The following is a 25596-nucleotide window of genomic DNA, read 5'->3' as shown; positions in this document are numbered from 1 at the left end:
GCCTGCTCAGAGAGGCAACTGCCCGGCCCCGAGTCGGGTGGCCTGCTGCCGCAGTCTCCCGATGGCCGAGGCCACCAGATCGGGACGTCGATGGTCGAGACCTAAGAGCGCTGCGGACGCGGGGGCGAAGGACTGCCAGCGGACGACCCTGCCGGGGACCGAGTCGATCAGACCGCCGGCCGACGAGTAGGCCGCCAGCAGATCATCGCCGAACGCCGGACCGAAGGCGTGCCGGGTGTCGATGAAATCCATGGCCGGGTCCCCGGTCCCGGCGTCGGTCCAGTCGATGACGCCGACCACCGCGCCGGTCCCGTCGATCATCGTGTGGCCGGGGTGCAGGTCCCCATGGCGCAACATCGTGGCGTACTGCCACCATCTGTCGTCCTCGATCCAGCTCTGCCAGTACCGCAGCAGCACTGTCGGGACCGGAAGTGCCTGCACCCGAGCAAGAATCGTGGAGCTCTCGGTGCGTAGATCAGCGGCGGTGACGCGCGGCAGAGGCCCGGGGTCCACGGCGTGCAGGGCGGCCATGGCGGCTCCCAGGGTGGCTGCGTACCGCGACGGAGGCGGGAGGTCGACGGCGAACTCGAACACGCCGTCGCCGGCGGGCTCCGTGCCGGCCGGGAATCCGGGAAGCTCCGGATAGCCGACCACCAGCTGCTCGCCGTCACCGGAGGGCAGCAGCACGTGGATCTTCCAGTCCGGCACGGCGATCGGCAGGTCGTGACGGCGCAACAGCGCGAGCAGCAGGCGCTCCCGCGCCATGTCGGCAACCACCTCGGGACGCCTGGGGAAGCGGAAGATCCATCGCGACCCGTCTGCGGCCCGGGCGTGCAGGACCCTGGAATCCCAACCGGTCTCGACCAGTGCGACGGCCGTCAGTTCCAGCCACGGGGCTGCGGAGTCGGCGAGGCCGGCCCAGTGGAGATCGGGCCGGTGGAGGTCGGGCCGGTGGACATCGGGCACGTGGAGGTCGGGCACGTGGAGGTCGGGCACGTGGAGGTCGGGCACGGTCAAGGTTGTCACCCCTCTGCTGTACAACGGAACTCGTCATCATCGAGCACTGCGGATCGGGAGCGAAAGTGTCCTCATGGAAGACCGACGGTATCGGCAACCTGACCGGTCGGCGGATCGTGGTCACCGGTGGGAACACCGGTCTGGGATACGCGAGTGCGCTGGCCTTCGCCCGCGCCGGCGCCGACGTCGTGCTGGCGGTCCGCAACACCGACAAGGGTGATGCTGCAGCCGGGCGGATCCGGGCGGACACCCCGTCGGCGAAGGTCCGGGTGGGCCGTCTGGATCTCACCGACCTGGCCTCGGTGGCGGCATTCGGTGCTGCGGAGGCTCAGCGCGGTCCACTCGACGTGCTGATGAACAACGCGGGCGTCATGCTGGTACCGACCCGTGAGGTCACCGCCGAGGGATTCGAGGCCCACATGGGGACGAATCATCTCGGGCACGTGGCGTTGACGGCACGGCTGCTACCCGCGCTCGAGGCGGCCGCAGCGGGACGGGTCGTCTCGATCTCCTCCCTGGCTCACCGGGCCGCCCCCCGTCTGGACCGCAGTCTCAATCTGGCCGGGAAGTACTCGCCCATGGGTGCCTACGGGCAGTCGAAACTGGCGACCCTGCTCTTCGGGTTGGAACTGGACCGGCGTCTGCGTGCCGCCGGCTCGCCCGTCACCTCGGTCATCGCCCACCCCGGATGGTCGGCGACCGAGTTGATCGAACGGGACGACAAGCCCGGCCCGATCGTCGCTTTCTCCCGCAAGGCCACCGCCTGGATGGGTTCGAGCCCGGCAGAGGGCGCCCGATCGCAGATCTCCGCCGCGGCGGATCCGACGGTTCCGGGCGGGTCCTTCCTCGGTCCGGCGTTCGGGTTGCGCGGCCGACCGCACCCGTCGTCCATGACGTCCGCCGCCGCCGCCGACCCCATCGCCGCCGGCTGGCTGTGGGAGACGTCGAATGCCCTGACCGGAGCGGAGTTCGGCCTGCTCGAGACGAGGTAGGCCGGTCGTGCCCGCCCGGTCGGTCGGGCGGGCACGACGACTGACTCAGTAGTCCTTGTCCGCCCTCGGCCCGCGACCTGGCGGCCGCCGCAGCAGGACAACGGCAGCTGCGGCGATCACCAGGGCCGCAACGATCAGCCCGATCCAGATCCCGGCCGACAGACCACTGCTCCCGGATGACGCAGAGGCCACCGCAGGCGCAGCCGACGCGGATGACGCAGCTGACGCGGATGACGTTGATGACGCAGATGACCCCGAAGGACCGCCCGCCACGGGCGGGGCCGGCCCGCCGGACGCCGACACCGCGGACGCCGACACCGCAGATGCCGACGACGCTCCGGCGGCGAGGGTGAAACGGACCTCACCGGTCACCGGATGGCCGTCGGCCGAGACGATCCGATACGCGGCCGTGTAGGCCCCGGCCGGTCCCGGTGCAACGTCTCCGGTGACCACGCTGCCGCTGATCTGCGGCGTCGCGGTCGCGTACTGCTTGCCGTCCGGGCCGATCAGCGACACGACCGGGTCGAAGTTCTGCACAGGCTGGTCGAAGGTGAAGCTGACCGTCGAGGGCACCGACCGCAGGGTGGCGCCGTCGGCCGGGTCACTGGAGATCAGCACATCGTGCGCGGAGGCAGAGGCTGCCACGCCGATGCCGAAGCCGGCCGCGACCACCAGGGCGATGGTGAGTCGGGCCAGCCATGTCCGAGCTGAGGTCACGATCCGACCCTGGGCCTGCTGCGCAGCGCCACCGCTCCGACCAGCACCCCGAGGGCCCCGACCACGATGCCGACGACACCGAGCACCCGGGCGGCGTTGTCGTCCGTGCCCGTCGTCGAGACTGCGGCTGCGGCGGCGGCCGGCTCGGCGGCGGCGGCCGAGATGGTCAGCACCGGTGCGGGATCCTGCGGCTCCACGCCGGAGGCGGGAGTCGGCTCGTCCCACTTGACGACACTGCCGTCGCTGTAGGTCTGGATGGCCTCGAACATCACGGAGGCCACCTTGGGGACCGGCCCGACCGATACGTCGAACTCGGCGAACTGGCCGAGGGCGATCCGGCCGGCGGCATCGGCCGTCCAGGTGATGCTGCTGACGGCCTGCGTGATGCTCGCGTTGTCGTCATCGGACAACGGGGTGGCGAGCTTGGTGGTGGTGGCCACCGCGGTCCAGCCCGGCTGCTTCTTGACCGAGACGGAGGCGAAGGGATGGTCCATCGGGAAGTTGACGGTGACCTTGACGGTGTCCGCCTTGGCCGATTCGTTGGGCACCCGGAAGGTGAGTTCGGTGTAGCTGCCGGCGACCGCGGTGTTCGGGTTCACGCTGACGTGGGCGGAGGCGATGCCGGCACCGGTCGTCAGGCCGATGGCGGCCAGTGCGGCGACGGCCAGCAACTTGCTGGGTCTGAAGATCGACATGAGTGGAAGTCCTTGTCCTGGTTGGTCTGTGCCCCCCGGGCGCGCACGTGTTCCCGGGGTGGAAGTAACTGTGAAGTCGCCGCAGAAGTCGCTGCAGAAGTCACTGCAGAAGTGACAGCAGAACTCGCCGTCGGAAGTGACGGCGCACGCGACGGTCGGAGTCACTACCAGGCGTGCGGCGGACCTCTCCGTGGACTGATAGACAGGAGCGCGCCCCGGGGGCGGGGCCGGTCGAGATCGGCGAAGGGGGCCGTCGGCAGGGGGCGATCGGCGGGGACGTGTGCCGGCAGGACCCGGACGGCGCGCCGCAGCGCGCCGAACAGTCCGAAGACCGCCGCGTCACCGGTGGCCAGCAGCGCGGCCGCAAAGGCGGCGGCGATCAGGTGGAAGGTGAGCATCCGGCCGGCATCAGAGCCCGTGGACGAATGCCCGATGGTCATCGACGACATCGTCCCGGTGTGCATCTCGACCGTGAACAAGAGGTGGAACGCGAGCTGACTGGCCGCCATGACGGCGAAGATCGGGCCCCATCGGCGCTGCTGCCGGGCGAGGCCGGTGCCGATGGCGCCGATGGTTGCTGCGCCGATCAGCAGAATGGCCGGATCGGGTCGGCCGCCGCCGCCGATCAGGTGCCCGAGGGCGGCGAGTTGGGTCGCCACTACCGAGAAGGCGGCTGATCGCAGCAGTCGCCAGCGCAACGAAGTGGGGCCGGGCACGAACTCAGATTACGGCTCGTCCGGATCCCTGGTTGCGGCTGCCGACCAGGTACGTCATCAGGTCGGCCTCGATCTGGTTCAGTTCCTTGCCGACCGCCGACAGGGTGCCCCGCCGCCGAGCGGGGGGCATCGACGCAGACGTCTGCACCGCCGTGCCGAGGTCGGCCAGTCTCGCCTTCGCCACGTCGGCGAAGCGAACCACCTGGAGGTCGGCGGTGTGGCGCCTGCTCAGTTCGTCGATCGATGACCGCAGCCCGGCGATCCTGGCCCCCGCCGGGCCGGTGGGACCGCGATAGGCGGCGACCTCGTCCGCGGTGACGCCGAGCTTCATGGCACGTCGGTCGTCGAGGAAACCGCGGGCCCCGGTGGCCGCCTTGAGCGCATACGGCGCCACCACCGGTCCGGCGATCTTCGCCACGGACAAGGCGCGCTTGGCGGTCCTCGGGTCGGTCAGGGTGCCGATGACGCCCTTCGGCTCGGCCTTGGCGGCCTTCCGGCCGGCCTTCTTGCCGGCGCGGCCGGCCTTGCCCTCGACCCTGCGGGCCTTCCGCGCGACCTTCTTCTCTGAGCGGGCGAGCCCTTTGCGGCTGGTGCTCTTCCTACCGAACATCACGCGTCTCCCGTCATCAGACTTCTCACCCGCAGCGCCCCGGGGCTGCGCGCCCCGGGTGAGGTGTCCACAGCTTAGAGGCGCATGCACGCATCAACCGGCGCGGCCTCTTAGGGTGGAGAGGATGACTCTCACTGGTTCGAGTGCCACCGGGCCGGCAGAGATGCGGTCCGGGGTCCCGATGACGTCCGACGAGTCGGTCACGCACATCGAGCCGGTCAAGCGCGCTGGGCCCGCTGTGTCTGCCTTGCCGGTCCGGCTGGGGCCGGCTGCTGCCGGTCGCTGCCGACGCCGTGTCCACCTGGACGCCGATGTGCACGCTCCTTCTGCTTCACGGGCGCCCGTCGACGACGGTCTACGACTGCGGTTGGCCGAGGGGGACTCCCACCGGACGGCGGTGCTGACGTCGTTCCGCGCTTCGGCCGGCGGATCTGCCCGCCCCTGGGATGCGACCGGAGGGGATCGGCCGGCCGTGCTGATCGAGCAGTCTCTGCGCAGCGTGAGCCGCTTCGGGACGCCCGACCTGCTGCTCTGGGCCGGTGACGGCTACCAGGCCGTGATCATCCGGTCGCACCGCACCACCGATCCGGGATCAGGGGCGCTGACGGCGCCCGTCACCAATCCGTCGGAGGTAGCCGTCGACGCCCGCCGCAAGGCGCGGGCACATGCCGCGGATGCGTTGGCGCTGGCCCACCACCACCGTCTGCTCCAGGACCTCGGACTGGCCGCCTCGGTGGCCAGGGGCGGCGTCATCGGCCTCGGCGGTCCGGGGGAGGGCGACTCCTCCGTGGTGCTCTGGCACCGGCTCGATCTACCCGGCAGTTCGGTGCTGACGGACTACGACCGTCGCTTCGCCGATCGGCTGGCGGTGGCGACGGCAGCCGCCACCGGCGCTCCGGCGCTGGCCAGACCGTCGCGGATCGGTGAGTGCCGGCGCTGTTCGTGGTGGCCGGTGTGTCTCGCCGAACTACAAGCGGCCAAGGACATCTCGCTGATCTTCGCCGGCGGCGACGTCGACCTCCTGCACGATGCCGGAGTCTGGACCGTCGACGATCTGGCCGGCCTGGACGCCGATCTGGCGGGCTCCCTGCCATTGACCGGCGTCGCCCCCGGGACCGCACGGGTGCGGGCCAGGGCCTTCCTGGCGGGCTGGCCGCTGGTGCGCAAGAACGAGCAGATCGAGGTCCGCCGGGCCGACCTCGAACTCGACGTCGACATGGAATCGTTCCTGGAGGACGGTGCCTACCTCTGGGGTACCTACCTCACCGGGCCGGCGGTGGCGGAACTCGGCCTGACGAGCGGTTATCGCGCGTTCGTCAGCTGGAATCCGTTGCCGGACCAGGACGAAGGTCGGGCCTTCGCGGAGTTCTGGCGGTATCTCACCGCTCTCCGCGAACTGGCCGCGGCACGCGGACTTTCCTTCGCCGCCTTCTGCTACTCGCGGTCGGCCGAGGAACGATGGCTCCGGTCCACCCCGGTTCGCTACCCGGACGTAGTAGGAATGCCGACGGTGGCAGAGATCTCGGAGTTCTGTTCGTCCCCGCAGTGGGTCGACATCTACCAGGAGATCCGGGACCAGTTCGTCGTTCCGGGGTCGATGAAGTTGAAGGCCCTCGCGCCGGTGGCCGGCTTCGGTTGGCGGGACCCGGAGCCCGGCGGCGAGAATTCGATGGCCTGGTACCGGGACGCCGTCGGCCGGGTGTCCGGCGGCGGGTCGGTCGGCGCCGGCCCCATCGAACCGGTCGACCGGGTGATGGCGGACCGCATCCTGCGGTACAACGAAGATGACGTGCTGGCGACCCTGGCGCTGCGCCGGTGGATGACAGAGCGGGCCGGCCAGGTGCCGACCGTCGCCGAACTGGAAGCCGACTGAAGAGGAGTTCTACCGAACATGGAGTACACGAAGCTGGGTACCACCGGGCTGGACGTCTCGCGGATCTGCCTGGGCTGCATGAGCTATGGCGATTCGGCGAGCGGCAATCACGCCTGGACCATCGGCGAGGAGGAGAGTCGACCGTTCATCAAGGCCGCACTGGAGGCCGGGATCAACTTCTTCGACACCGCGAACGTCTACTCGGCCGGGTCCAGCGAGGAGATCGTCGGCCGGGCCCTGGAGGACTACGGGAACCGGGACGAGATCGTCATCGCCACCAAGGTCCACGGCCGGATGGCGGACGGCCCGAACGGGGCCGGACTCTCCCGCAAGGCGATCATGTCGCAGATCGACGCCAGCCTGCGGCGGCTGGGCACCGACTACGTCGACCTCTACCAGATCCACCGCTGGGATCCGACGGTGCCGATCGAGGAGACGCTCGAAGCACTGCACGACGTCGTGAAGGCCGGCAAGGCGCGCTACATCGGCGCGTCGTCGATGTACGCGTGGCAGTTCAGCAAGGCGCTGTACATCTCGGAGGCCAACGGCTGGACCAGGTTCGTCACCATGCAGGACCACTACAACCTGATCAACCGCGAGGAGGAGCGGGAGATGTACCCGCTCTGCCAGGACCAGGGGATCGGCGTCATCCCGTGGAGCCCGCTGGCGCGCGGCAAGCTGACCCGCGACTGGGATGCCAGGACCTCCCGCTCGGAGACCGATTTCTTCGGCCAGACCCTGTACGACACCGTTTCTTCCGACCGGGTGATCGTCGACCGGGTCGCCGAGATCGCCGCCGAGCGTGGGTTGTCACGTGCGCAGGTCGCGCTGGCCTGGGTGCTCGCCCAGCCCGTGATCACCGCGCCGATCGTCGGCGCGACGAAGATGGCGCACCTCACGGATGCCGTGGCCGCTGTGGACGTCTCGCTCTCCGACGAGGAGATCAAGCGCCTCGAGGACCCCTACGTCCCTCACTCCCTCGCCGGCTTCTAGATCCTTGACTGTTGTCGCGACTACTGTTTATAGTAGTCGCGACAACAATCTTGGAGGTCGGGATGAAGTACGACATCGTCTGCACCGCAACGGTCGAGGGTGATCCGGCGGCGATCTGGGAAGCCTGGACGGATCTGCCGGCCTACCCGGGCTGGGACGGCCGCGAGGAGGAATTGCGACTCGATGGCCCGTTCGGGCCCGGGGCGACCGGCTTCAGCAAGCAGGTCGGCCGGCGTCCTGGGTCGTCCTTCGTGGTCACCGCGGTGGAGCCGAGGACGCGTTTCACGACCCAGTGCCCGCTACCCGGCGGCAAGCTCGTCCTCGACCACCGGATGAGCGACACGGCCACCGGAGAGGTCAAGCTGTGCAAGACCTATCGCGTCCACGGGCCGCTCTCGGTCCTGTTTCGCGTGTACTTCGGCAGGGAGATCCGGAGGAACATGCCGTCGACGTTCGCGGCCCTCGCCGCCGAGGCCGCCCGCCGCACCGCGGAACGGCGGGCATGACCGGAGCCCCCGGTGGGCCGCTGATCTCGACCGGCTACTGGCTGCACCACGCCGCGCTGGCCTGGCGGCGCGAGATGGACACCAGGCTGCGTCCGCTCGGCCTGACGCACACCCAGTTCGACATCCTGGCCTCGACCAGCTGGCTCGGCCGCAACACTGGCGCCCCGACCCAGCAGGCGGTGGCCGAGTTCGCCGGCATCGACCGGATGATGACCAGCAAGATCGTCCGGACGCTGGTCGATCGAGGCCTGATCGAACGGCTGCCCGACCCCGGCGATGCGCGGGCCTACCGACTCACGCTGACACCCGGAGGGCGGGAGACGGTGACCGCCTCGACCGCCGTCGCCAGGGCCATCGACGCCGAGATGTTCGCCGGGCTGCCCGACCCGGCCGGCCTGCGCGCGGGCCTGACGAAGGTGGTCGGCAGGACCTGAGGACTCAACCTCCGGGTGGAGCGCACAGGTCCACCCGGGAGTCCACCCCTGAGCCCATGTGTTGGCCGGCCGCTGGGACGAAGGTTGTCCTCAGCGGCCAAGAGGCCACCACCACCCGGACTCCAGGAGACACACGATGAGCGATTTCATGACGGCACTGGTCATCAGCGGCAGCATCTTCGCAGTGATGATGGCATCCCAGCTCGGACGGCGCGAGTACACCTGGCACAAGGTGCTGACGCCGGTGTTGTCGGTGGCCGGCTTCGGTTACGCCTACCTGCGGAACATCCCGACCGGTGGATCGTCGATCTGGCTCTACGCCGTCGGGGTCGCCATCGGCGCCGTGTTCGCCGTGCTGGCCACGGTCAGCACCGGGGTCGAGCGGGACAGCGCCACCGGCAAGCTCTTCACCACGACCGGCGCCGCGTTCGTGGCCACCTGGCTCGTCGCCATGGCGCTGCGGGTCGGGTTCGTCTGGAGCGTCGACAACGTGGGCAGCTTCCGCAACCAGGTCGGCACCTTCATGATGAGCCACCAGATCGCCGAGGCCTCGATCGCTCCGTTCTTCGTCCTGATGGCCCTGACCACCGTCGTCGGTCGCGTCATCGCCGTCAAGATCCGGGTGAGCCGCCTGGCCTCGGCCGCCCTGGTCGCAGCCGTCCCGGTCGCCGTCACCGTCTGAAGCCCTGCGCAGGAAGAAGGCCTTCTGCTGTCTCCGGGATGTCCAGTGTCTCCGGGACGGTCAGCGGGCCACCATCGTGGCGCGGACGTAGTGGTGCAGCACAGCGCGTGCGCGGCTCGGGGTGAGGCGCGACTCGGGTAGGTAGGACTGCACCACCAGTCCGTCGAGCAGTGCGATGAACTCCACGGCCTCCCCGTCCGGGTCCCGGACCTGCAGGGTGCCGTCGGCCGCGCCCCTCGACAGGATGCCCGAGGTGAGTTGGTGCAGGTCCCGGTAGACCCTCGACTGCCACGTCGAGTACTGCGGGTAGTGCGCGGCCAGGGCCCAGAAGTCCAGCCACAGCTTCCAGTGCTCGTGGGCACGGACGTCGGAGGCCACCAGCCCGTCGATCAGGGTGGTGAGACCGGCCAACCCGGTGGGCGCGGACGCTGCTCCGGCCCAGATGTCGGCCGAGTAGGTCTCCATCTCGTTCTCCAGGACGCCGGCGAGTACCTCCTGCATGGAGGAGAAGTGATAGGTCACCGTGCCGACTGCCACCCCGCCGGCCGCAGCGACGTCACGAACGGTGGTGGCGTGCAATCCCCGCGCGGCGATGACGTCCCGCGCGGCGTCCAGCAGCATCTTGCGGCGGACGTCCGGCGGAAGGCGTTTCCGCCCCGCGGTTCGGTCCCTCGGGCGTGGCAATACCCCCTCGAAGGGACCGAAATCGTCGATGACCATGCCTCCTCCTTCCGTGACCGATCGCACGCTGGCACTGCGACGCCGGTTGTCGTACTGTAATCGTACAGCCGCCCGATTAACCTCGTCCTGTCGGAGGAACACCATGTACCTGCTGCGCAAGCCGATTCTGGCCCTGTCCGCCAGTCACGGCGTCCGCGACCTGATGACGCGCCTCCCGCTGACCCGCGCCGTCGTCGACCGGTTCGTCGCCGGTGAGACCACCCGCAATGCCGTAACTGCGGTGCGCGACCTGCGGGCGAAGGGTCTGCAGGTCACCATGGACCATCTCGGCGAGGGCACCACCGATACCGACGCGGCCGACGCCACCGTCACTGCCTACCTCGAGCTGATCGACGAACTGGCCAAGGCCGGTCTGGCCGATGGCGCCGAGATGTCGGTCAAGCTCTCCGCGGTCGGGCAGTCGCTGACCAGCACCGATGGCCACGAATACGCTCTAAGGAGTGCCCGCAAGATCGCCGATGCCGCGTACGGGGCCGGCGCCCGGATGAACCTCGACATGGAGGACCACACCACCGTCGACAGCACCCTGCAGATTCTGCGGGCCATCCGCGAGGACCACCCTGACGTCGGCGTCGCGATCCAGGCGATGCTGCTGCGCACCGAGGCCGACCTGCACACCCTGACGTCGGCCGGCTCCCGGGTGCGTCTGGTCAAGGGTGCGTACAACGAGCCGAGCATCGCCGCGCACCAGGGACCGGAAGCGGTCGACCGCGCTTACGTGCGCGGGCTGAAGATCCTGATGGCCGGCGACGGCTACGTGATGGTCGGTTCCCACGACCCCCGGATGATCAGGATCGCGGCCCGGCTCGCCGCCGACAACGGCCGCGGCGCAGACAGCTGGGAGCATCAGATGCTGTTCGGCATCCGCGCGGACGAGCAGCTCGCGCTGCGGGCCCAGGGGCGGACCGTCCGGGTCTACGTGCCCTACGGCAGCGACTGGTACGGCTACTTCACCCGCCGGCTCGCCGAGCGCCCGGCCAACCTGCTGTTCTTCCTGCGGGCCATGATCACCCGTTCCTGAGCAGCAGCGGCAGTAGCGTCCTGCAAGGTGCTCGCGATAGCGAGCACCTTGCAGGACGTCCAGGGCCCCTTCCCCCTGATGTCTCGGATCTACCATCGCCACTCGTCTCCGAAGGAGAACCCCACATGGACGCCGTCACGCACCCGCCACTGCCGATCAACGAGACCGTGCTCGACTACGCGCCCGGCAGCGCCGAGCGCGACCGGCTCACTGCGGCGCTCAAGTCCTTCGACAGTCCGCTCGAGCTGGGCGCGATCATCGGCGGCAGCACGCGCCACCCGGCCGGTCAGGCCTTCGACGTCGTTGCTCCGTTCGACCACCAGCGGGTGCTGGCCACCTCGGCGAACTCGACCCGGTCGGATGCTGCCGACGCCGTGAAGGCCGCCGCCGATGCGGCGCCGGGCTGGCGTGCCCTGTCCTTCGACGATCGTGCCGCGGTCATCCTGCGGGCCGCCGACCTGCTCACCGGTCCCTGGCGAGCGCGCATCAACGCGGCCACCATGCTGGGCCAGGCCAAGACGGCCTACCAGGCCGAGATCGACGCGGCGTGCGAGTTGGCCGACTTCTGGCGTTTCAACGTGCATTTCGCCCGCCAGATCCTGGCCGACCAACCGATGGCCAACTCCAAGGGCATCTGGAACCGCACCGACCACCGCCCCCTCGAAGGCTTCGTCTACGCGATCACGCCGTTCAACTTCACCGCCATCGCCGGCAACCTCCCGACGGCCGTCGCGCTGATGGGCAACGTCGTCATCTGGAAACCCTCGACGACACAACAACTTGCCGCCTCGCTGACGATGGATCTCCTGACGGAGGCCGGGCTCCCGGCCGGCGTCATCAACATGCTGCCGGGCTACGGTCCGGAGATCTCCGAAGTCCTCCTGGCCGACCCGAACCTGGCCGGCGTCCACTTCACCGGCTCCACCAGGGTCTTCCAGGATCTCTGGAAGGGCATCGGCAACAACATCGCGAACTACCGCAGCTACCCGCGGCTCGTCGGGGAGACCGGCGGCAAGGACTTCATCGTCGCCCACTCCTCGGCCGACGTCGACGTGTTGCGTACGGCCATGGTCCGTGGTGCGTTCGAGTACTCCGGTCAGAAGTGTTCGGCTGCTTCACGTTCGTACGTTCCCGCGTCGCTCTGGCCCCGGTTGAAGGACCAGCTGGTCGCCGAGACCGAGGCGCTCACCATCGGTTCGGTCGAGGACTTCTCGAACTTCACCTCGGCCGTCATCGACGACCGCTCGTTCGGCCGGCTCAAGGCTGCGCTGGATCGAGCGCACGCGACCGATTCGATCGACGTGATCGCGGGCGGCACCTACGACGACTCCGTCGGATACTTCGTCCGGCCCACCCTGCTGCTCGGCACCGACCCCGCGGACGAGATCTTCTGCAACGAGTACTTCGGGCCGATTCTCTCGGTGCACGTCTACGACGACGCGGATTTCGAAAAGGTGCTGCAGCAGGTCGACTCCGCTTCTCCGTATGCGTTGACCGGCTCGATCATCGCCCGCGACCGGACGGCGGTCGCGGTGGCGACCGATTCACTGAGGTTCACCGCCGGTAATTTCTACATCAACGACAAGCCGACCGGCGCGGTCGTCGGGCAGCAGCCGTTCGGCGGGGCGAGGGCCTCCGGCACCAACGACAAGGCCGGCTCCGCGGCCAACCTGATGCGCTGGACGTCACCGCGGTCGATCAAGGAAACGTTCGTGGCGGCCACCTCGGTCGGGTACCCGCACCAGGGCTGACGCCTCCGGCTCGCGCGGGATGCGGTGATGTTGCGGGGATCTCAGGGCCCGGCGTCGCCCGGGACGCCGGACTGCCGCTCCCCGCAAGCCGGGATCGCGCCGGCGGCATCGGGATCGTTCTTGAGCTCGGCCTCCAGGAAGGTCATCGCCTTCAGGAAGGTGATGCGCTCCGGTGGGCTGAGCTTGTGCAGGGCCCTGGCCATCGGTGCGGTCGCGCCGTCGAGCCAGGTGTCCAGCGCCGCCGTGTGCGGTGTGGCCAGCGAGACGATGATCCTGCGACGGTCGCCCGGGTCGGCCGAGCGTTCCACGAACCCCGCACGTTCGACGTCGGCCACGATCCCGCTGACGGTGGGCAGGGTCAGGCCGAGTTCGCCGGCGAGCCGGCCGACCGTCATCGGGCCGTGTTCGCTCAGCACCGACAGGGCCACGCCGTGCCGCGGTCCCAATCCCGAATCGAGCGGCCCGGACGGAAGTTGACGGCGCCGCATCCCCCTGGTCACCTGCGGGAGCAACTGCACCAGCTTGCGCAGGCACTCCGCGAGGGTCTCCCGCTCCGTCTCCGCTGCGCATGCCCCCAGGCCACCGACACCACCAGAAGCACCGAGACCACCGACAGCACCGACAGCACCGACAGCGCCGACAGCGCCGGGCGGCGGGCAGACCCCGGCCGCCCCGGTGGTCTCCACCACCGGGTCGGCGCGCGCATCCAGGTCGGGCACCTCCAGGACCGCAACGCGTGCGTCGCCGCGACGACGTCGGGAAGCCCTCATGACCCCCACACTAACCCTTCCCCCGGCAATACTTCGGTCGACCGAAGTATTCGGGTAGGCTCCACCGGGAAGGGCCCACCCGGGGCTCGATCTCGACAGGGAGTTTGAGTTCAATGGCAGATACATCCGTGCTCGCCGGCTACGTCGGCACCTGGAAGCTGGACGCCGCAGCGACCACCGTCGAACTGCGCACCAAAGCCATGTGGCTGCTGCCGGTCAAGGGCAGTTTCAAGGCCGTCGAGGGCAGTTGGGTCACCGACGCCGCGGGAACCACGACGGGCACTCTGGTGATCGACGCGTCCTCCGTCGACACGGGGATGGCGAAGCGCGACGCGCACCTCAGGACGGACGATTTCTTCGACGTCGCGAAGTACCCGACGTTCGTCTACACGGTCACCGGCGCCACGCCGGCCGCCGACGGCAAGATCGCGGTCACCGGCACCATGGCGATCCACGGCCAGACCCACCCGCTCGACATCGTGGCCACCGCGGTCCAGTCCGGTGCCCGGGCCACCGTCACCGGTGTCGCGGACCTCGACCGCAGCAAGTGGGGCATCACCTGGACGAAGATGGGCGCGAACGTGCACAACCACCTCGTCGTCACCGCCGTCTTCAACAAGGGCTAGAAGTGGGCGGCGGCCGCCGGGACCGGGTGATTCCGGTCTCGGCAGCGTCGGCCGTCGGGCGGATGGATTCCGCGGGCTCGTCCTGGCCCCTAGAATCAGCAGGAATCCCGTGCTGACCTGCAGGAAATGGCATCGGCTCCGCCGAAATCCGATTCCTGGCGGCGACGCGCCATGGTGTCCTCACAGTCAATTCTCAGGCTCGGAAGGCATTTTGGGGGGCCGGTGACCCTTTACTGAGAGTTGACTACATGGCGACCGCGGTGGCGACTTCCGAAGAGGCTGCACCTCCGGCCGACCCGGGGTCACGCACCGGCCGACTGCTCGCATCCCTGCTGGTCACCCTGCCCGACCGCCTGATGACGTGGTTCCTCACCGTCTCGGTGGTGGTGTCATTGGCACTGCTGGTGGGCCAGTTCCGCCCGGTGCTGGTCTTCCCCGTCGCCGTCGTCGCCGTGATCCTGACGAGCCGCTTCATCTCCCGGTCGCCGGACGTCAACCGCGCCGCTCTGGCCGGGACCGGCGCAGCGCTGACGCTGGCCGTGGCCTGGTACCTGGTCCAGCGCGGCCACACCGCCGAGATGATCGGCCTGGACCGGGATCCGGCGCAGTACACGCTGTCCGCCCTGTACCTGGTCCATCATCAGACCCCCGATGTCGCACTCGACCCCGCACTGCCCGGTCTGGCCGCACAGGTCCCCGGCCTGCTGACCGATTTCCTGCAGGGCAACTCCGGGGCCGTCAACCACGTCCAGGGCAACGACCTGCTGCCCGGTCTGCTGGCCGTGTTCGGCTGGGTACACGGCACCGCCGGTGTACTGACCGGAAACGTCGCCATCGGCGCGCTGGCACTGCTGTCGGTCTATGCGTTGTCACGCCGCATCCTCGGGCCGCTGTGGGGCCTGGCCCCGATGCTCCTGCTGGCGGTCACCATGCCGCTCGCGGCCTTCTCGCGCATGCCCTACACGGAGCCGACGGCGTTGATCTTCGTCTGCGGCATGCTCGTCGCGCTGTGGGTGGCGGTCGGGAAGCGCAGCACCCGGCTGTTCGCGCTCTCCGGGGCGTTCGCCGGTGCGACCATGATCGCCCGGATCGACGGCGGCCTCACCATGGTCGCCGGGCTGGCGGCCGTCGCCCTCCTGGCTGTCGCCCCGGTGCAGAAGATCCGGCGGCACGAGGGCCGGATGGCCATGCTGACCTTCATCTGGGGGGCGTTGCCGGCCGCCACTCTCGGGTGGTTCGACCTCTACGTGCACAGTCCCAAGTACCTCGCGGGGCTCTCCGGTGAGCTGTACCCGGTGTTGGCCGCCATGCCCGTGATCCTCGTTCTCGGGATGGGCCTCAGTCTGCTCCGCGGCCTTTCCCTTCCCGGCGTGAGGGGGATGTCCACCCATCGACGCCAGCTGGCGATCATCGTCGGCGTGGTGGTCGCGGTCGCCGCCGTCGCGATGGTGAGCCGGCCGCTCTGGCTCGTCGATCACTTCGTCAAGAATCGTGACGGCGGCGACTACGTCGGCGCGGTGGCCGCCCGTCAGAAGTCCGAGGGCCTGTCGATCGACGGGACCCGTAGCTACGACGAGATGACGATCAGCTGGATGGCCTGGTACCTGGGCTGGATCGTCATCGGCGCCGCCCTGGTCGGCGCCATCATGATGGGCGTCCGGTTCTGCCGTCGCCGCGACCCGCAACTGCTGGTGGTCTGGGTGGTGCCGGTGCTGGTCGGCCTCGTCTACCTGAACAAGATCGCCATCACCCCGGACCAGATCTGGGCCCTGCGTCGTCTGCTGCCGGTCGTCATCCCCGCGACTGCGATCGCTGCCGTCTTCGCACTGCGCACCGTCGTCATGCGGCTCCCCAAAGTCCCCTTCCGGGCGGTCGGCGTGCTCGTGGTGACCGTGCTGATGGTCCAGCCGGCCTGGAACTGGGGCGGCAAGATGTTCGAATCGCGGGAGGGTCTGGGCGAGTACGACTTCGTCAACCAGATCTGCACCTTGGCCGGCGACGGGCTGATCGTGCAGGCCGGTGCCTACCCGATCACCGGCTCGATGTTGCCGGCCCTGCAGGAACTGTGCTCGGACAAGGTGGTGTCGATCCAGAACGCCACCGAGGCGTCGATGGCGCAGATCGCGGCGAACTGGACGGGCAAGGGGCCGGTGGTCGTGGTGGCTTTCTTCCCGAACTCGGTGACCTGGACGACGCCGATCGATCCGGCCGTCCCGTTGGCCAAAGTGATCTTCTCGCGCTGGGAGAGCGTCATCTCACGCAAGCCGAGCAACCTGAGCCTGCAGCAGGCCTCGGCCTGGATGGGTGTGCTGCAGACCTCCGGCAAGGTCACACCGCTGAGCAGGGCTCCGTTCCCCGCGCTGCTGCCCTGATCGGGCGGTTCAGACCTGCACGTGCTGGTGGTTGCAGTTGTCCGCGAACCACGCGATTCCGGCCCTGACGTTCGCCGATGACGTGCCCGCGCAGTACCGCTGGCCGAGACCGGAGCCGACCGGCAGGATCGACGAGGCGTAGGTCGCGAACTGGGCGTCCATCGACGTGTTGTTCGGTCCCCAGTACCCGCCGAAGCTGGTCGCCGCCCCGGTCGAGATGTTCCACGCGCCGCCGATGTCGGTGGCCATGCCCCTCGGGTGACGCGCAGAGTCGCACCCGTGCCCGGTGATGATGTTGTTGATCTTGATCCGGTACTTCGAGGTCACGTCGTAGAGGAACGCGACGATCCTGATGTCGACTCGGACGGTCTGCCCGCACGAGTCGCTGTTCGTGATCGTCAGGCCGCGGCTGGTGGCCAGGAGGTCGCTGTACGCACCCGGCAGGCCGGTCACCTTGCCGCCCCACATCCTGAGGATCGCCGAGGCATAGCCGGTAGCCGTGACCGGAGCGGGGTTGACGGGTCTGATCGTCGCCGGCGCTGCGGAGGACCAGGCGACGCCGCCGTTGGCGCGTCGCACCGACAGCACGCCGTCCGCACCCAGGGTGGCACTGGCCCGGGGGCCGGCCATCCCGGAGTACCAGAGCGGCCGTCCCGAGGTGGAGTAGGTCACCAGGTTGCCGTCGCTCTGCAGCACCGTGTGGGCGCCGGGGTGCCGACCGGTCTGCGCGTTCCACATGATCCTGCCGTCGGCGCGACGGAGCACCAGGTTTCCGTCGCCCTGCTGGGTGAGGCGGCCGCCGCGCGGGCCGCTGAGGAATTGACCGGGGCGCAGCATGCCACCCTGATCCAGTTCGCCGGCGTGGGTGTGGCTGCTCCAGGCGACCCGGCCGGTCCGCCCGGCCAGGACCAGGTTGCCGTCGTCACCGACGCGCAGCACGTTGGTGTTCCCGCGTGTGTAGGTGGCCCAGATCCGTTGGTGCGCGGCGTTGGAGATCACGAAGTCGCCGATTGCGTCGACCTGGGCGTAGTTGCCGGCGCCGCGGGTGCCGGAGTCGAACAGGACATGGCTGCCGGCCCCCATCACGAGGTTGCCGTCACCCTGCATCCGCAGCATCACGAACCCGTTCGGCGACGCGATGATCGTTCCGGGCCGCATCGCCTGGCCGACGGCCAGCGAGGAGGACCGTGCCACCGCGACCACGGCGGTGGCGGTTCGGCCCGCCTGGCCCACCTCGCCCATCTGGCCCGCCGGCGCTGCCGTGACGGTGCCGACAGCGGCGACGGTGGTGGTGATGACGACCGTCAGGGCGACCAGCGCGCGATGCACCGGACCGCCTCGACGTGCGCTGCGATGACGAGCCAATTCGATGTCCCCTTAGCACGGATGAGTCCCCAGGCGCGGTGACGACACGCCGGGACCCGGTCGAGGTTACGGGACGACAAGGCCGGGCGGTAGCCCAGAGTGACGCTTGGTGAACGTTTTGCAGCTCGCCGTGAGCATTTGGTCAGCGATATCCCAATCCCACGGGCGGCGCGAAGATGAGGTCGATGGCGTCGAGTTCGTCCTGCCCCGGTACCCAGCGACCGGACGCCGCAGCATTCGCGACGACCTGGGCCGGGGTGGTCGCGCCGGCGATGACGGACGCCACCTGCGGTTGGGCCAGCAGCCAACCGAAGGCCACGTCGACCATGCCCAGATCCCGGTCGGCCGCGAACCGGGCGAGCAGTTCGACCGCCTCCCACGGCGCCGACTCGAGCAGGGCCGGTTTGAGGTCGGCCAACCGGGTACCGGCCGGAGCGTCCTTGCCGCGACGGAACTTGCCGGTCAAGAGACCGTTCGCCAACGGAAAGAACGGCAGGATGCCGACACCGAAATGGGTCGCGGCCGGAATCAGCTCGGCCTCGATCTCGCGGCGCACCAACGAGTATTCGTTCTGGGCCGAGATGAATGGCACCGCCCCCGATTCACGGGACAGCCAGGCTGCGTCGGCCAGCTGCCAGGCGGCGAAATTGGAATGGCCGATATAACGGACCTTTCCGGCATCGACGAGATCATCCAGAGCCGACAGTGTCTCGGCCAACGGGGTGGCCGGGTCCGGCTGGTGGAGCTGGTAGAGATCGATCCAGTCGGTCTTGAGCCGTCGGAGCGAGGCCTCCACCGACTGCACGATGTACCGGCGGGAGCCCCTGGCTCCGTCGTCGCGGCCGTTGGCGCCCTTGGCATCCATGCCGAACTTGGTGGCCAGCACCACTTCGTCCCGACGAGCGCCGAGTGCGATCCCGAGGATGGTCTCGCTGACTCCTGGCTCTGCACCATAGATGTCGGCGACGTCGAACAAGGTGATCCCGGCATCCAGGGCGGTGTCGACGAGGGTGCGGCAGGCAGCGAGATCAGCGGTGACGGTGCCGGTGCGGCCGAGATTGTTGCAGCCCAGACCGGTCGCGGAGACCGCAAGACCGGAGTGACCCAGTCTGCGGAGCATCGGGTTCGTCATGTTCCCTAGCGTACGATGCCACGACCGCATCCATTGCGGCGCGGATCTTGTCGATCCGCCGGGCGGATGCGGTGAGCTCCGTCCGGTCGGTGCCCGGTGATCGGGCAAGCACAGTCGAGGGAGAATAGATGTCGGTCGGCCGTATCGCAGTGATCGGGACCGGCTATGTCGGGCTGACCTCCGGAGCCTGCCTGGCCAGCCTCGGGCACCAGGTCGTCTGCGGGGACGTGGACGCGGCCAAGGTCGCTGCGATGTCGCGCGGCGAGGTGCCCATCCTGGAGCCCGGCCTCGACGAGATGATGGCCAGGGGCCTGCAGTCCGGCAATCTGACGTTCGTCCACGGCGCCGCAGCGGCCGCGGCCGGGGCCAGGTACATCTTGCTGTGCCTGCCGACCCCGGACGGCGGCGACGGCCGGGCGGACCTGCGGATCGTGCACGACGTGGTCGCGCAGATCGGTCCCCTCCTCGACCCCGGCGCCATCCTGGTCACCAAGTCGACCGTGCCGGTCGGTACCGCCCAGGACATCACCGAGACGGTCGACCGGGCCGACGTCGCGGTGGTGTCCAACCCGGAGTTCCTGCAGGAGGGCACGGCGGTTCGCAACTTCATGAATCCCGATCGGATCGTGGTCGGCTCGACCGATCGCGCGGCCGCCCTCGCGGTCGCGGAGCTCTACCGGGACCTCGGCGCACCCTCGGTCGTCACGTCGGCGGAGTCGTCGGAACTGATCAAGTACGCGGCCAACGCCTTCCTCGCGATGAAGCTCTCGTTCATCAACTCCATCGGCGCCCTCGCCGAGACGGTCGGGGCCGACGTGGCCGAGATCGCCGACGGCATGGGTTTCGACGAGCGGATCGGATCGAAGTTCCTGCGGACCGGGCCCGGTTGGGGCGGCTCCTGCTTCCCGAAGGACACCAAGGCGCTCGCCACCATCGCGGCCGATCACCACGTCTCCTTTCCACTGCTCGAGGCCACCTACGTCTCGAACGACCAGGCGCAGGACCGCCTTGCGGACAAGGTGCGGGCGGCGGCCGGCGGTTCGCTCTGCGGCGTCAGGATCGCGCTCTGGGGCCTGACGTTCAAGGCCGGCACCGACGATCTGCGCGATTCCCCCGCACTGGCCGTCGCTCTGCGGCTGGCGGCGGAAGGCGCTGTGCTGCAAGGGTTCGATCCGGCGATCTCGAAAGACGTCACGGCCGCGCGGGACCGCCCGGAAATCACCGTGGTGCCCGATCCGTACACCGCTGCGGCCGGTGCGGCCGTCCTCGTGATTCTGACCGAATGGCCGGTCTTCGGTGAACTGGACCTGCTCGAGGTCGGCAGGGTGATGCCCGGTCGGGTGATCGTCGACGGTCGCGGCATGATCGATGACGAGACCGCTGCGGCGGCCGGGTTCAGCCTCGTCCCCATCGGGCGCCCCGCGCACCACATCGTTCCCGCGTAGCCGTCGTTCCCGCGTAGCCGTTCCAGGGTCCCGGGGGGTCAGGGGCAGGGAAAGTTGATGCTGGTCGGCAGCAGTCCGCCGGCCACCGACACCGGTGGCAGGCTGATCGCGATGCAGGTGGAGGCGGTGCTCTGACCGCTGGTTCCGGTGCCGCCGGCTGTACTGCCCGGCACCGTCGTCTGCGGAGGGCCAGGGACCGGCGGACTCGGCGCGGTGGGCGTCACCGGACTGCTCCCCGTTCCGCTGCCGGCACTCGTGCTGGTCCTGCTGGGGCTCGTGGCGGTGCTCCCGCCCCCCGCGCCCGGGTTCGGAGCTGCCGAGGTGTTCGGGACGCTGGGACCCGCAGGGTGGGAGGATCCGCCGCCCTGGGTCGGGTTACCCGCAGGGCGGGTGCCGGGAGGTGGACCAAGGGTGGTCGGGACCGGCGCCCAGCCGGTCAGCCTTGACGTCCCGGTCACCACGGTGGCCGTGTCCCCGGCGGCCGGTACGGGTTCGGGCGAGCCGGGGCGGCCGGTGCGGTCGGGTGAGGTCGAGTCGGCGGTGCGAACCCCGGCGCCACTGTTGCCGGCAGCACTGTTCAGGGCGGCGCTGTACCCGGCGCCGCTGCTCGGTGCGGAGGGTGTCGTGGCGGAGGTGCCCGACGGGCTCGTTCCCGAATCCGCGGGCGAAGAAGTCGCGGGGGTCGAGCTCAGGACGGTGAGCACCGGCGCCTGCCGGGTGGTGCCGTCGGCACCTGCGACGAGCGCGACCAGCTTGCCGCCGACGGTCGTCATCGGCGCGGTGACGGTGACGGCGGTCGACCGGCCGTCAGATCCGACGGAGCCGACCACGGCGTATCCGACCGGCAGTTTCTGGTCCACCGAGGAGGACGGGACAGCCGCCGAGCGGTTGCCGACGGTGATGGCCACGATGGCGACCACGGCTGCAGCGACCCCGCCGGCCAGCGCCATGGCCCGCCGGGGACGTTGAGGGGCGGCGACGGACAGTGCGATCGCATCCTGCTGGTCCTGGACCGGTGCGACAGCCGCGGGCGCGGACGCAGCATCGGCGGGTGACGCCGCAGCCGCAGCCTCGGCCACGGGCACCGTGGTACCGGGCACGGCCCCGGCTGCCGGCGGCACGGCATCGTCTGCGGCCTTTGCGGTCACATCGTCGGCGGGGACGGGTGCTGCCGGGGTGCCCGCACTGCCGGCACTGCCCGCACTGCCGGCACTGCCGGCACGGAGAGCCTTCTCCCGTGCTGCCTCGGCTGCGATCTCGTCGATCAGCGCCTGGAGTTCCGGGGAACGGGCCGGAAGGAAGTCACCCGGATCAGACATTGCTCCCCCTCCACATCAACGGCCACCTCAACCTGACGACCCCGATCATTCCCGATCGGAGTCGTCAAGTGGTTCGAAGGTGAACCGTCGGTGATGGGTACGGGGCCCGCAATTCCCGAAGTTCACCCGTTCGGCGGAACGCTGACAGCTTTCGTCACTCTCAGGGACGGCCGATGCCGAGCTGCCAGTTGTCCAGGTACTCGGCCGCGAACCCGGCCTGGGAGTACGCGAGATAGAAGTTCCACATCCGGATGAAGGTGTCGTCGAAACCCAGTTCGGCCACCTTCGGCAGGTCGGCGTTGAAGCGGTGCCTCCACTGCTCCAGGGTCGGCACGTACGACAGACCCAGCCGGCGGCTCTCCTGGACCCGGAGCGAGGTGTCCGAGGCGAGCACGTCGTCGATGGCCTTCAGGGACGGCAGGATGCCGCCGGGGAAGACGTACTTGTGCACCCAGGTGTAGCCGTTGCGGGTCTCCAGCAGGCGGTCGTGGGCGATGGTGATGGCCTGCAGGCCGAAGCGGCCCCCGGGGACCAGCATGCGGTCGATCGAGGCGAAGTAGTCGGGCCAGTACTTCTCCCCGACGGCTTCGATCATCTCGACGCTGACCACTGCGTCGTACTTGCCGACATGGGTGGCGGCGTGGGCCCGGTAGTCCTCGAGACGGACCTCGATCAGGTGCGAGAGCCCGGCGGCGGCGATCCGCTCGTCGGCCAGCGCCTTCTGCTCCTCGGACAGGGTCAGCGTGGTGACCCTTACGCCTCGGTCGGCAGCCGCCCGGATGGCGAGACCGCCCCAGCCGGAGCCGATCTCGAGGATGTGCGTGTCCGGACGAACCCGGGCCAGGTCGAGGATGCCGTCGACCTTGCGGAGCTGGGCCTTCTCCAGGTCCGCCGCATGGTCGTCGCCGAATTCGTACCAGGCCGACGAGTACGCCATCGTCTCGTCCAGGAACTGCTGGAAGAGGCCGTTCGACAGGTCGTAGTGCCGGTGGATGTTCTCCTTGGCGCCGGTGAGGGTGTTCTCCTCCTCCTTGGGCGGGCGGGTCTGCCAGGCGCGGCGGAGCTTCTGCAGCGAGCCGGGGATCAGCACCGACATCCGCTTGGCCATCACCGTCAGCACCGCGGCCAGTTCGTCGGTGGCGGCGTTCAGCTCGGCCGGCCGCAGGCTGGCGGCGGGCCGGGAGGCGTCCCAGCCGCCGGTGGTGATGTCGCCGGTCATCCAGGCTTCGCCGAAGCCGATCAGCCCCTCGGTGCCGACGCGGCGGAAGAACGCCGCCGGGTTGACGACCTGGAGGAGCGGACCGCCGGCGCCCCACCGGGTGCCGTCGGGGAACTGGAGGGTGATCGGCAGCTTCTTGACGGCCGCCCGGGTGAGCTGCCGGGCGATGGCCGCGTGGACCGGTGCCTTCGACACGTCGTGCAGCCCCGGCCAGACCCCGGCGGACGGCTGCGGGGTGACCCGGAGACGTGCTTTCGCGGGTGCGAGTATTGCCATATCGATCGACTCCCTCATCGCGGCCGGGGACTGCCCCGGCTGCTCGTGCGCAACAAATTTCTCTGCCAGGTCATTCGGAGACGGCTCGCCGCCGGGTTGGTCCGTGCGCACGGAATCGGCTCGAAGGACCTGCTGACACGTCTTCTGGTGCCCGGTGGGGCCGGCCGGACGTCAGTGGCCGGACCGCGCCGGGCGCGCCCGGTACACGGACAGGTTGATCATGGTCAGTCGCAGGAGGGGAGCCGGGGCGCCGAAACGGTCGGCGAGTCGGACCAGATCCCCGATGATGGCGTCGACCTCGACCGGTTGGCCGGCGTCACGCAGAGGGTGGCCGGCGGCGGCCGCGATACCGGCCGTCTCGCTCAGCAGCTGCTCCGCGAACGCCGGACCCCCTGGGACCCCGATGATCTCGCCGACGGTGCCGCGCATCAGGCAGTTGAGTGCGCCGAGCGACGACAGCATGATCCACTTCTGCCACATGGCCGGCACGATGTTCTCCGTCAGCCCTGCGGTGAATCCGGCACCCTGGAGCGCGGCGTGGACGGCCGACGCGCCGCGTGGGATGACGCCGCTCAGCGGGCCGTAGGTCAGTTCCTGCATACCGGCCAGCTGCACGACGCGTCCGGCACCGTCCAGCGTCGCCGAGACCACGCAGACGCCTCCGAGAACCTCTGCTTCGCCGAAGGTGTCGCGCAGTCGATCGATGTGGCGGAGGCCGTTCAGCAGCGGCAGGATGATCGTGTCCTTGCCGACGGCCGGTGCGATGTCGAGCAGGGCCTGCTCGAGTCCGTAGGCCTTCACCGACAACAGGATGAGATGGTAGTGGCCGTCGATCGCGTCGGCGGTGACCAGTTTCGGCTGCAGCGTCAGATCACCGTGACCGCTGATGATCTGCAGCCCCCCGGCGGCCAGTTGCGCCGCCCGTCCCGGCCGCACGAGGAAGGTCACGTCGCGGCCGGCCTCGATCAGGCGGCCACCGAAGTACCCACCGGTGGCGCCGGCTCCGACCACGAGGATGCGCAGGTCGTCCGGGCGGGGGTCGTCCGGGCGGGGCAGGGCATCCCTCATGGTGCTCATCGTTCTCCGGTGCTGAATCCGTGTTGGCGCCAGGCCTCGTAGGCCGCGATGGAAGCAGCGTTGGACAGATTCAGCGACCGGCGGCCGGCGATCATCGGAATGCGGAGCCGGCCCGTCAGCCGCGGGTCGGCGAGGACCTCGGCCGGAAGGCCGGTGGGCTCCGGCCCGAACAGCAGGACGTCCCCGGGGAAGTAGGCAATGTCGGAGTAGATCTGCTCTGCACTCGCCGTGAAAGCGAAAACACGTGCCCCTGACCAGTTCTCGAAGGCCGAATCGAGGTCCGGATGGATCGTCACCGAGGCCAGGTCGTGGTAGTCCAGCCCGGCCCGACGCAGCTTGGCGTCGGAGAGATCGAAGCCGAGCGGCTCGATCAGGTGCAACTCGGTGCCGGTGGCCGCCGAGGTCCTGATCGCATTGCCCGTGTTGCCGGGGATGCAGGGTTGATAGAACGCGATGCGGAACATGGTGGCCGATGATGCCAGGTGGCCGGCCGATCCGATGGACGGAGTCCGGTCGCCCGGATAGGGTCGGGGGGTGAAGGTGATCATCTTCGGTGGCACCGGCATGGTCGGCCAGGTGATGCTCATCCAGTGCCTGCTCGATGCGCGGGTCGAGAAGGTGTTGCTGGTCGGCCGGTCCCGCGTCGATGTCGCAGATCCGAAGGTTCAGCAGATCGTCCACCAGGACTTCCTGGACTTCAGGTCGATCGCGCCGGAGCTGGCCGGCTACGACGCCTGCTTCTTCTGCCTGGGAGTCTCGGCCAACGGGATGACCGAGCCGGCCTACCGCCGGGTCACGTACTTCATCACCATGGCCGCCGCCCGAGAACTGGCCGAGCAGAACCCGAAGATGCGATTCCTCTACGTCTCCGGCGCCGGGACCGACAGCACCGAGCGCGGGCGGTTGATGTGGGCCAGGGTCAAGGGAGAGACCGAGAACGCGGTCCTCGCTCTGCCGTTCCAGGGATATGCGGTGCGGCCCGGATACATCCAGCCCATGCACGGTGTGCGGCCGCGGAACCGCCTGTACCGCATCCTGTACCGCTGCACCGGCTTCCTGTACCCGGTATTGGCCAGGGTGGCACCGAGATACGTGATCGCGAGCGATCAGCTGGCTCGGGCGATGATCGAGGTGGCCGGGAACGGGTCGCCGTTGCGGATCCTGGAGAGTTCGGATCTGTTGCGACTCGGCCGGTGAGGCGCCGGCCGGTGAGGCGCCGGCCGCGAGTGGTGCGTTGTGCCCCGCAG

General features: G+C 69.3%; 25 protein-coding genes. 12 read left to right on the top strand and 13 right to left on the bottom strand.

The features are described 5' to 3' along the window. Positions 1–6 precede the first annotated feature (6 nt). Positions 7–1026, bottom strand: a complete 1020-nt coding sequence (locus H7F38_RS02695; protein WP_187092731.1) for a phosphotransferase — start codon at positions 1024–1026, stop codon at positions 7–9. 56 nt (positions 1027–1082) lie between these two features. Between H7F38_RS02695 and H7F38_RS02690 the strand changes: the two genes are divergently transcribed. Further along, a complete protein-coding gene (locus tag H7F38_RS02690; protein WP_187092730.1) occupies positions 1083–2009 on the top strand; it encodes an oxidoreductase in 927 nt (308 codons plus the stop codon). A 45-nt stretch (positions 2010–2054) separates the two neighbouring features. On the opposite strand, the gene H7F38_RS02685 is transcribed toward H7F38_RS02690, so the two are convergent. The 4 genes from H7F38_RS02685 to H7F38_RS02670 form a co-directional block, all read right to left on the bottom strand. Next, a complete protein-coding gene (locus H7F38_RS02685; protein WP_187092729.1) occupies positions 2055–2726 on the bottom strand; it encodes a copper resistance CopC family protein in 672 nt (223 codons plus the stop codon). Further along, entirely contained in the window at positions 2723–3421 is a 699-nt protein-coding gene (locus tag H7F38_RS02680) for a YcnI family protein (protein ID WP_187092728.1), read from the bottom strand. The genes H7F38_RS02685 and H7F38_RS02680 overlap by 4 nt, the downstream gene beginning before the upstream one ends. 164 nt (positions 3422–3585) lie before the next feature. Continuing rightward, positions 3586–4137 (bottom strand): hypothetical protein, encoded by a 552-nt coding sequence (locus H7F38_RS02675; protein ID WP_187092727.1) that lies wholly within the window; start codon positions 4135–4137, stop codon positions 3586–3588. 4 nt (positions 4138–4141) lie between these two features. Further along, on the bottom strand, positions 4142–4747 hold the full coding sequence (locus H7F38_RS02670) for a DUF6474 family protein (protein ID WP_187092726.1): 606 nt from the start codon (positions 4745–4747) through the stop codon (positions 4142–4144). 124 nt (positions 4748–4871) lie between these two features. Here H7F38_RS02670 and H7F38_RS02665 point away from each other — a divergent pair, with 124 nt between their 5' ends. The 5 genes from H7F38_RS02665 to H7F38_RS02645 all read left to right on the top strand — a co-directional run bounded on the left by H7F38_RS02665 (position 4872) and on the right by H7F38_RS02645 (position 9235). Beyond that, a complete protein-coding gene (locus tag H7F38_RS02665; RefSeq protein WP_187092725.1) occupies positions 4872–6620 on the top strand; it encodes a TM0106 family RecB-like putative nuclease in 1749 nt (582 codons plus the stop codon). Positions 6621–6638: 18 nt separating this feature from the next. Next, positions 6639–7613 (top strand): aldo/keto reductase, encoded by a 975-nt coding sequence (locus tag H7F38_RS02660; protein WP_187092724.1) that lies wholly within the window; start codon positions 6639–6641, stop codon positions 7611–7613. A gap of 62 nt (positions 7614–7675) precedes the next feature. Next, the gene (locus H7F38_RS02655; RefSeq protein ID WP_187092723.1) at positions 7676–8119 is read left to right on the top strand and encodes an SRPBCC family protein; all 444 of its coding nucleotides are present in this window, start codon (positions 7676–7678) and stop codon (positions 8117–8119) included. Next, on the top strand, positions 8116–8553 hold the full coding sequence (locus tag H7F38_RS02650; protein ID WP_187092722.1) for a MarR family winged helix-turn-helix transcriptional regulator: 438 nt from the start codon (positions 8116–8118) through the stop codon (positions 8551–8553). The genes H7F38_RS02655 and H7F38_RS02650 overlap by 4 nt, the downstream gene beginning before the upstream one ends. A 136-nt stretch (positions 8554–8689) precedes the next feature. Then, the gene (locus tag H7F38_RS02645; RefSeq protein WP_187092721.1) at positions 8690–9235 is read left to right on the top strand and encodes a hypothetical protein; all 546 of its coding nucleotides are present in this window, start codon (positions 8690–8692) and stop codon (positions 9233–9235) included. 60 nt (positions 9236–9295) lie between these two features. Here the strand turns inward: H7F38_RS02645 and H7F38_RS02640 are convergent, their stop codons facing one another. Beyond that, positions 9296–9955: a TetR/AcrR family transcriptional regulator gene (locus H7F38_RS02640; RefSeq protein ID WP_187092720.1), complete on the bottom strand. Its 660-nt coding sequence runs from the start codon at positions 9953–9955 to the stop codon at positions 9296–9298. 109 nt (positions 9956–10064) lie between these two features. Between H7F38_RS02640 and H7F38_RS02635 the strand changes: the two genes are divergently transcribed. Then, entirely contained in the window at positions 10065–10997 is a 933-nt protein-coding gene (locus H7F38_RS02635) for a proline dehydrogenase family protein (RefSeq protein WP_187094439.1), read from the top strand. A gap of 125 nt (positions 10998–11122) precedes the next feature. Continuing rightward, positions 11123–12748: an L-glutamate gamma-semialdehyde dehydrogenase gene (gene pruA / locus H7F38_RS02630; protein WP_187092719.1), complete on the top strand. Its 1626-nt coding sequence runs from the start codon at positions 11123–11125 to the stop codon at positions 12746–12748. Positions 12749–12789: 41 nt separating this feature from the next. Here the strand turns inward: pruA and H7F38_RS02625 are convergent, their stop codons facing one another. Further along, positions 12790–13518, bottom strand: a complete 729-nt coding sequence (locus tag H7F38_RS02625) for a MarR family winged helix-turn-helix transcriptional regulator (protein ID WP_187092718.1) — start codon at positions 13516–13518, stop codon at positions 12790–12792. A 113-nt stretch (positions 13519–13631) separates the two neighbouring features. On the opposite strand from H7F38_RS02625, the gene H7F38_RS02620 reads away from it, so the two are divergent. Both H7F38_RS02620 and H7F38_RS02615 read left to right on the top strand, forming a co-directional pair. Then, positions 13632–14144: a YceI family protein gene (locus H7F38_RS02620; RefSeq protein ID WP_187092717.1), complete on the top strand. Its 513-nt coding sequence runs from the start codon at positions 13632–13634 to the stop codon at positions 14142–14144. A 248-nt stretch (positions 14145–14392) separates the two neighbouring features. Beyond that, positions 14393–16516 (top strand): glycosyltransferase family 39 protein, encoded by a 2124-nt coding sequence (locus H7F38_RS02615; RefSeq protein WP_187092716.1) that lies wholly within the window; start codon positions 14393–14395, stop codon positions 16514–16516. Between the two features lie 9 nt (positions 16517–16525). Here the strand turns inward: H7F38_RS02615 and H7F38_RS02610 are convergent, their stop codons facing one another. Both H7F38_RS02610 and H7F38_RS02605 read right to left on the bottom strand, forming a co-directional pair. Further along, positions 16526–17845, bottom strand: coding sequence for a hypothetical protein (locus H7F38_RS02610; protein ID WP_187092715.1), 1320 nt, complete (start codon positions 17843–17845; stop codon positions 16526–16528). 178 nt (positions 17846–18023) lie between these two features. Beyond that, complete coding sequence (locus H7F38_RS02605) at positions 18024–19013, bottom strand: aldo/keto reductase (RefSeq protein WP_187092714.1); 990 nt, start codon at positions 19011–19013, stop codon at positions 18024–18026. Positions 19014–19141: 128 nt separating this feature from the next. On the opposite strand from H7F38_RS02605, the gene H7F38_RS02600 reads away from it, so the two are divergent. Further along, a complete protein-coding gene (locus H7F38_RS02600; protein ID WP_187092713.1) occupies positions 19142–20458 on the top strand; it encodes a UDP-glucose/GDP-mannose dehydrogenase family protein in 1317 nt (438 codons plus the stop codon). A 38-nt stretch (positions 20459–20496) separates the two neighbouring features. On the opposite strand, the gene H7F38_RS02595 is transcribed toward H7F38_RS02600, so the two are convergent. The 4 genes from H7F38_RS02595 to H7F38_RS02580 form a co-directional block, all read right to left on the bottom strand. Then, positions 20497–21777, bottom strand: coding sequence for a hypothetical protein (locus tag H7F38_RS02595; RefSeq protein ID WP_187092712.1), 1281 nt, complete (start codon positions 21775–21777; stop codon positions 20497–20499). A 160-nt stretch (positions 21778–21937) separates the two neighbouring features. Further along, the gene (locus H7F38_RS02590) at positions 21938–23272 is read right to left on the bottom strand and encodes a cyclopropane-fatty-acyl-phospholipid synthase family protein (RefSeq protein ID WP_187092711.1); all 1335 of its coding nucleotides are present in this window, start codon (positions 23270–23272) and stop codon (positions 21938–21940) included. Positions 23273–23443: 171 nt separating this feature from the next. Continuing rightward, positions 23444–24349, bottom strand: a complete 906-nt coding sequence (locus tag H7F38_RS02585) for a ketopantoate reductase family protein (protein WP_222618395.1) — start codon at positions 24347–24349, stop codon at positions 23444–23446. Next, on the bottom strand, positions 24346–24813 hold the full coding sequence (locus H7F38_RS02580) for a tRNA (cytidine(34)-2'-O)-methyltransferase (RefSeq protein ID WP_187092710.1): 468 nt from the start codon (positions 24811–24813) through the stop codon (positions 24346–24348). Before H7F38_RS02580 ends, H7F38_RS02585 begins: the two co-directional genes overlap by 4 nt. 70 nt (positions 24814–24883) lie before the next feature. On the opposite strand from H7F38_RS02580, the gene H7F38_RS02575 reads away from it, so the two are divergent. Beyond that, positions 24884–25546 carry an NAD(P)H-binding protein gene (locus H7F38_RS02575; protein WP_187092709.1) on the top strand — a complete coding sequence of 221 codons (663 nt, stop codon included), beginning with the start codon at positions 24884–24886 and terminating at the stop codon, positions 25544–25546. Positions 25547–25596 lie beyond the last annotated feature (50 nt).

It is taken from the genome of Nakamurella sp. PAMC28650, assembly GCF_014303395.1.
Taxonomy (GTDB): Bacteria; Actinomycetota; Actinomycetes; order Mycobacteriales; family Nakamurellaceae; genus Nakamurella.
Note: the sequence above shows the minus strand (reverse complement) of the source record. Positions and strands in the feature narration are given on the sequence as shown.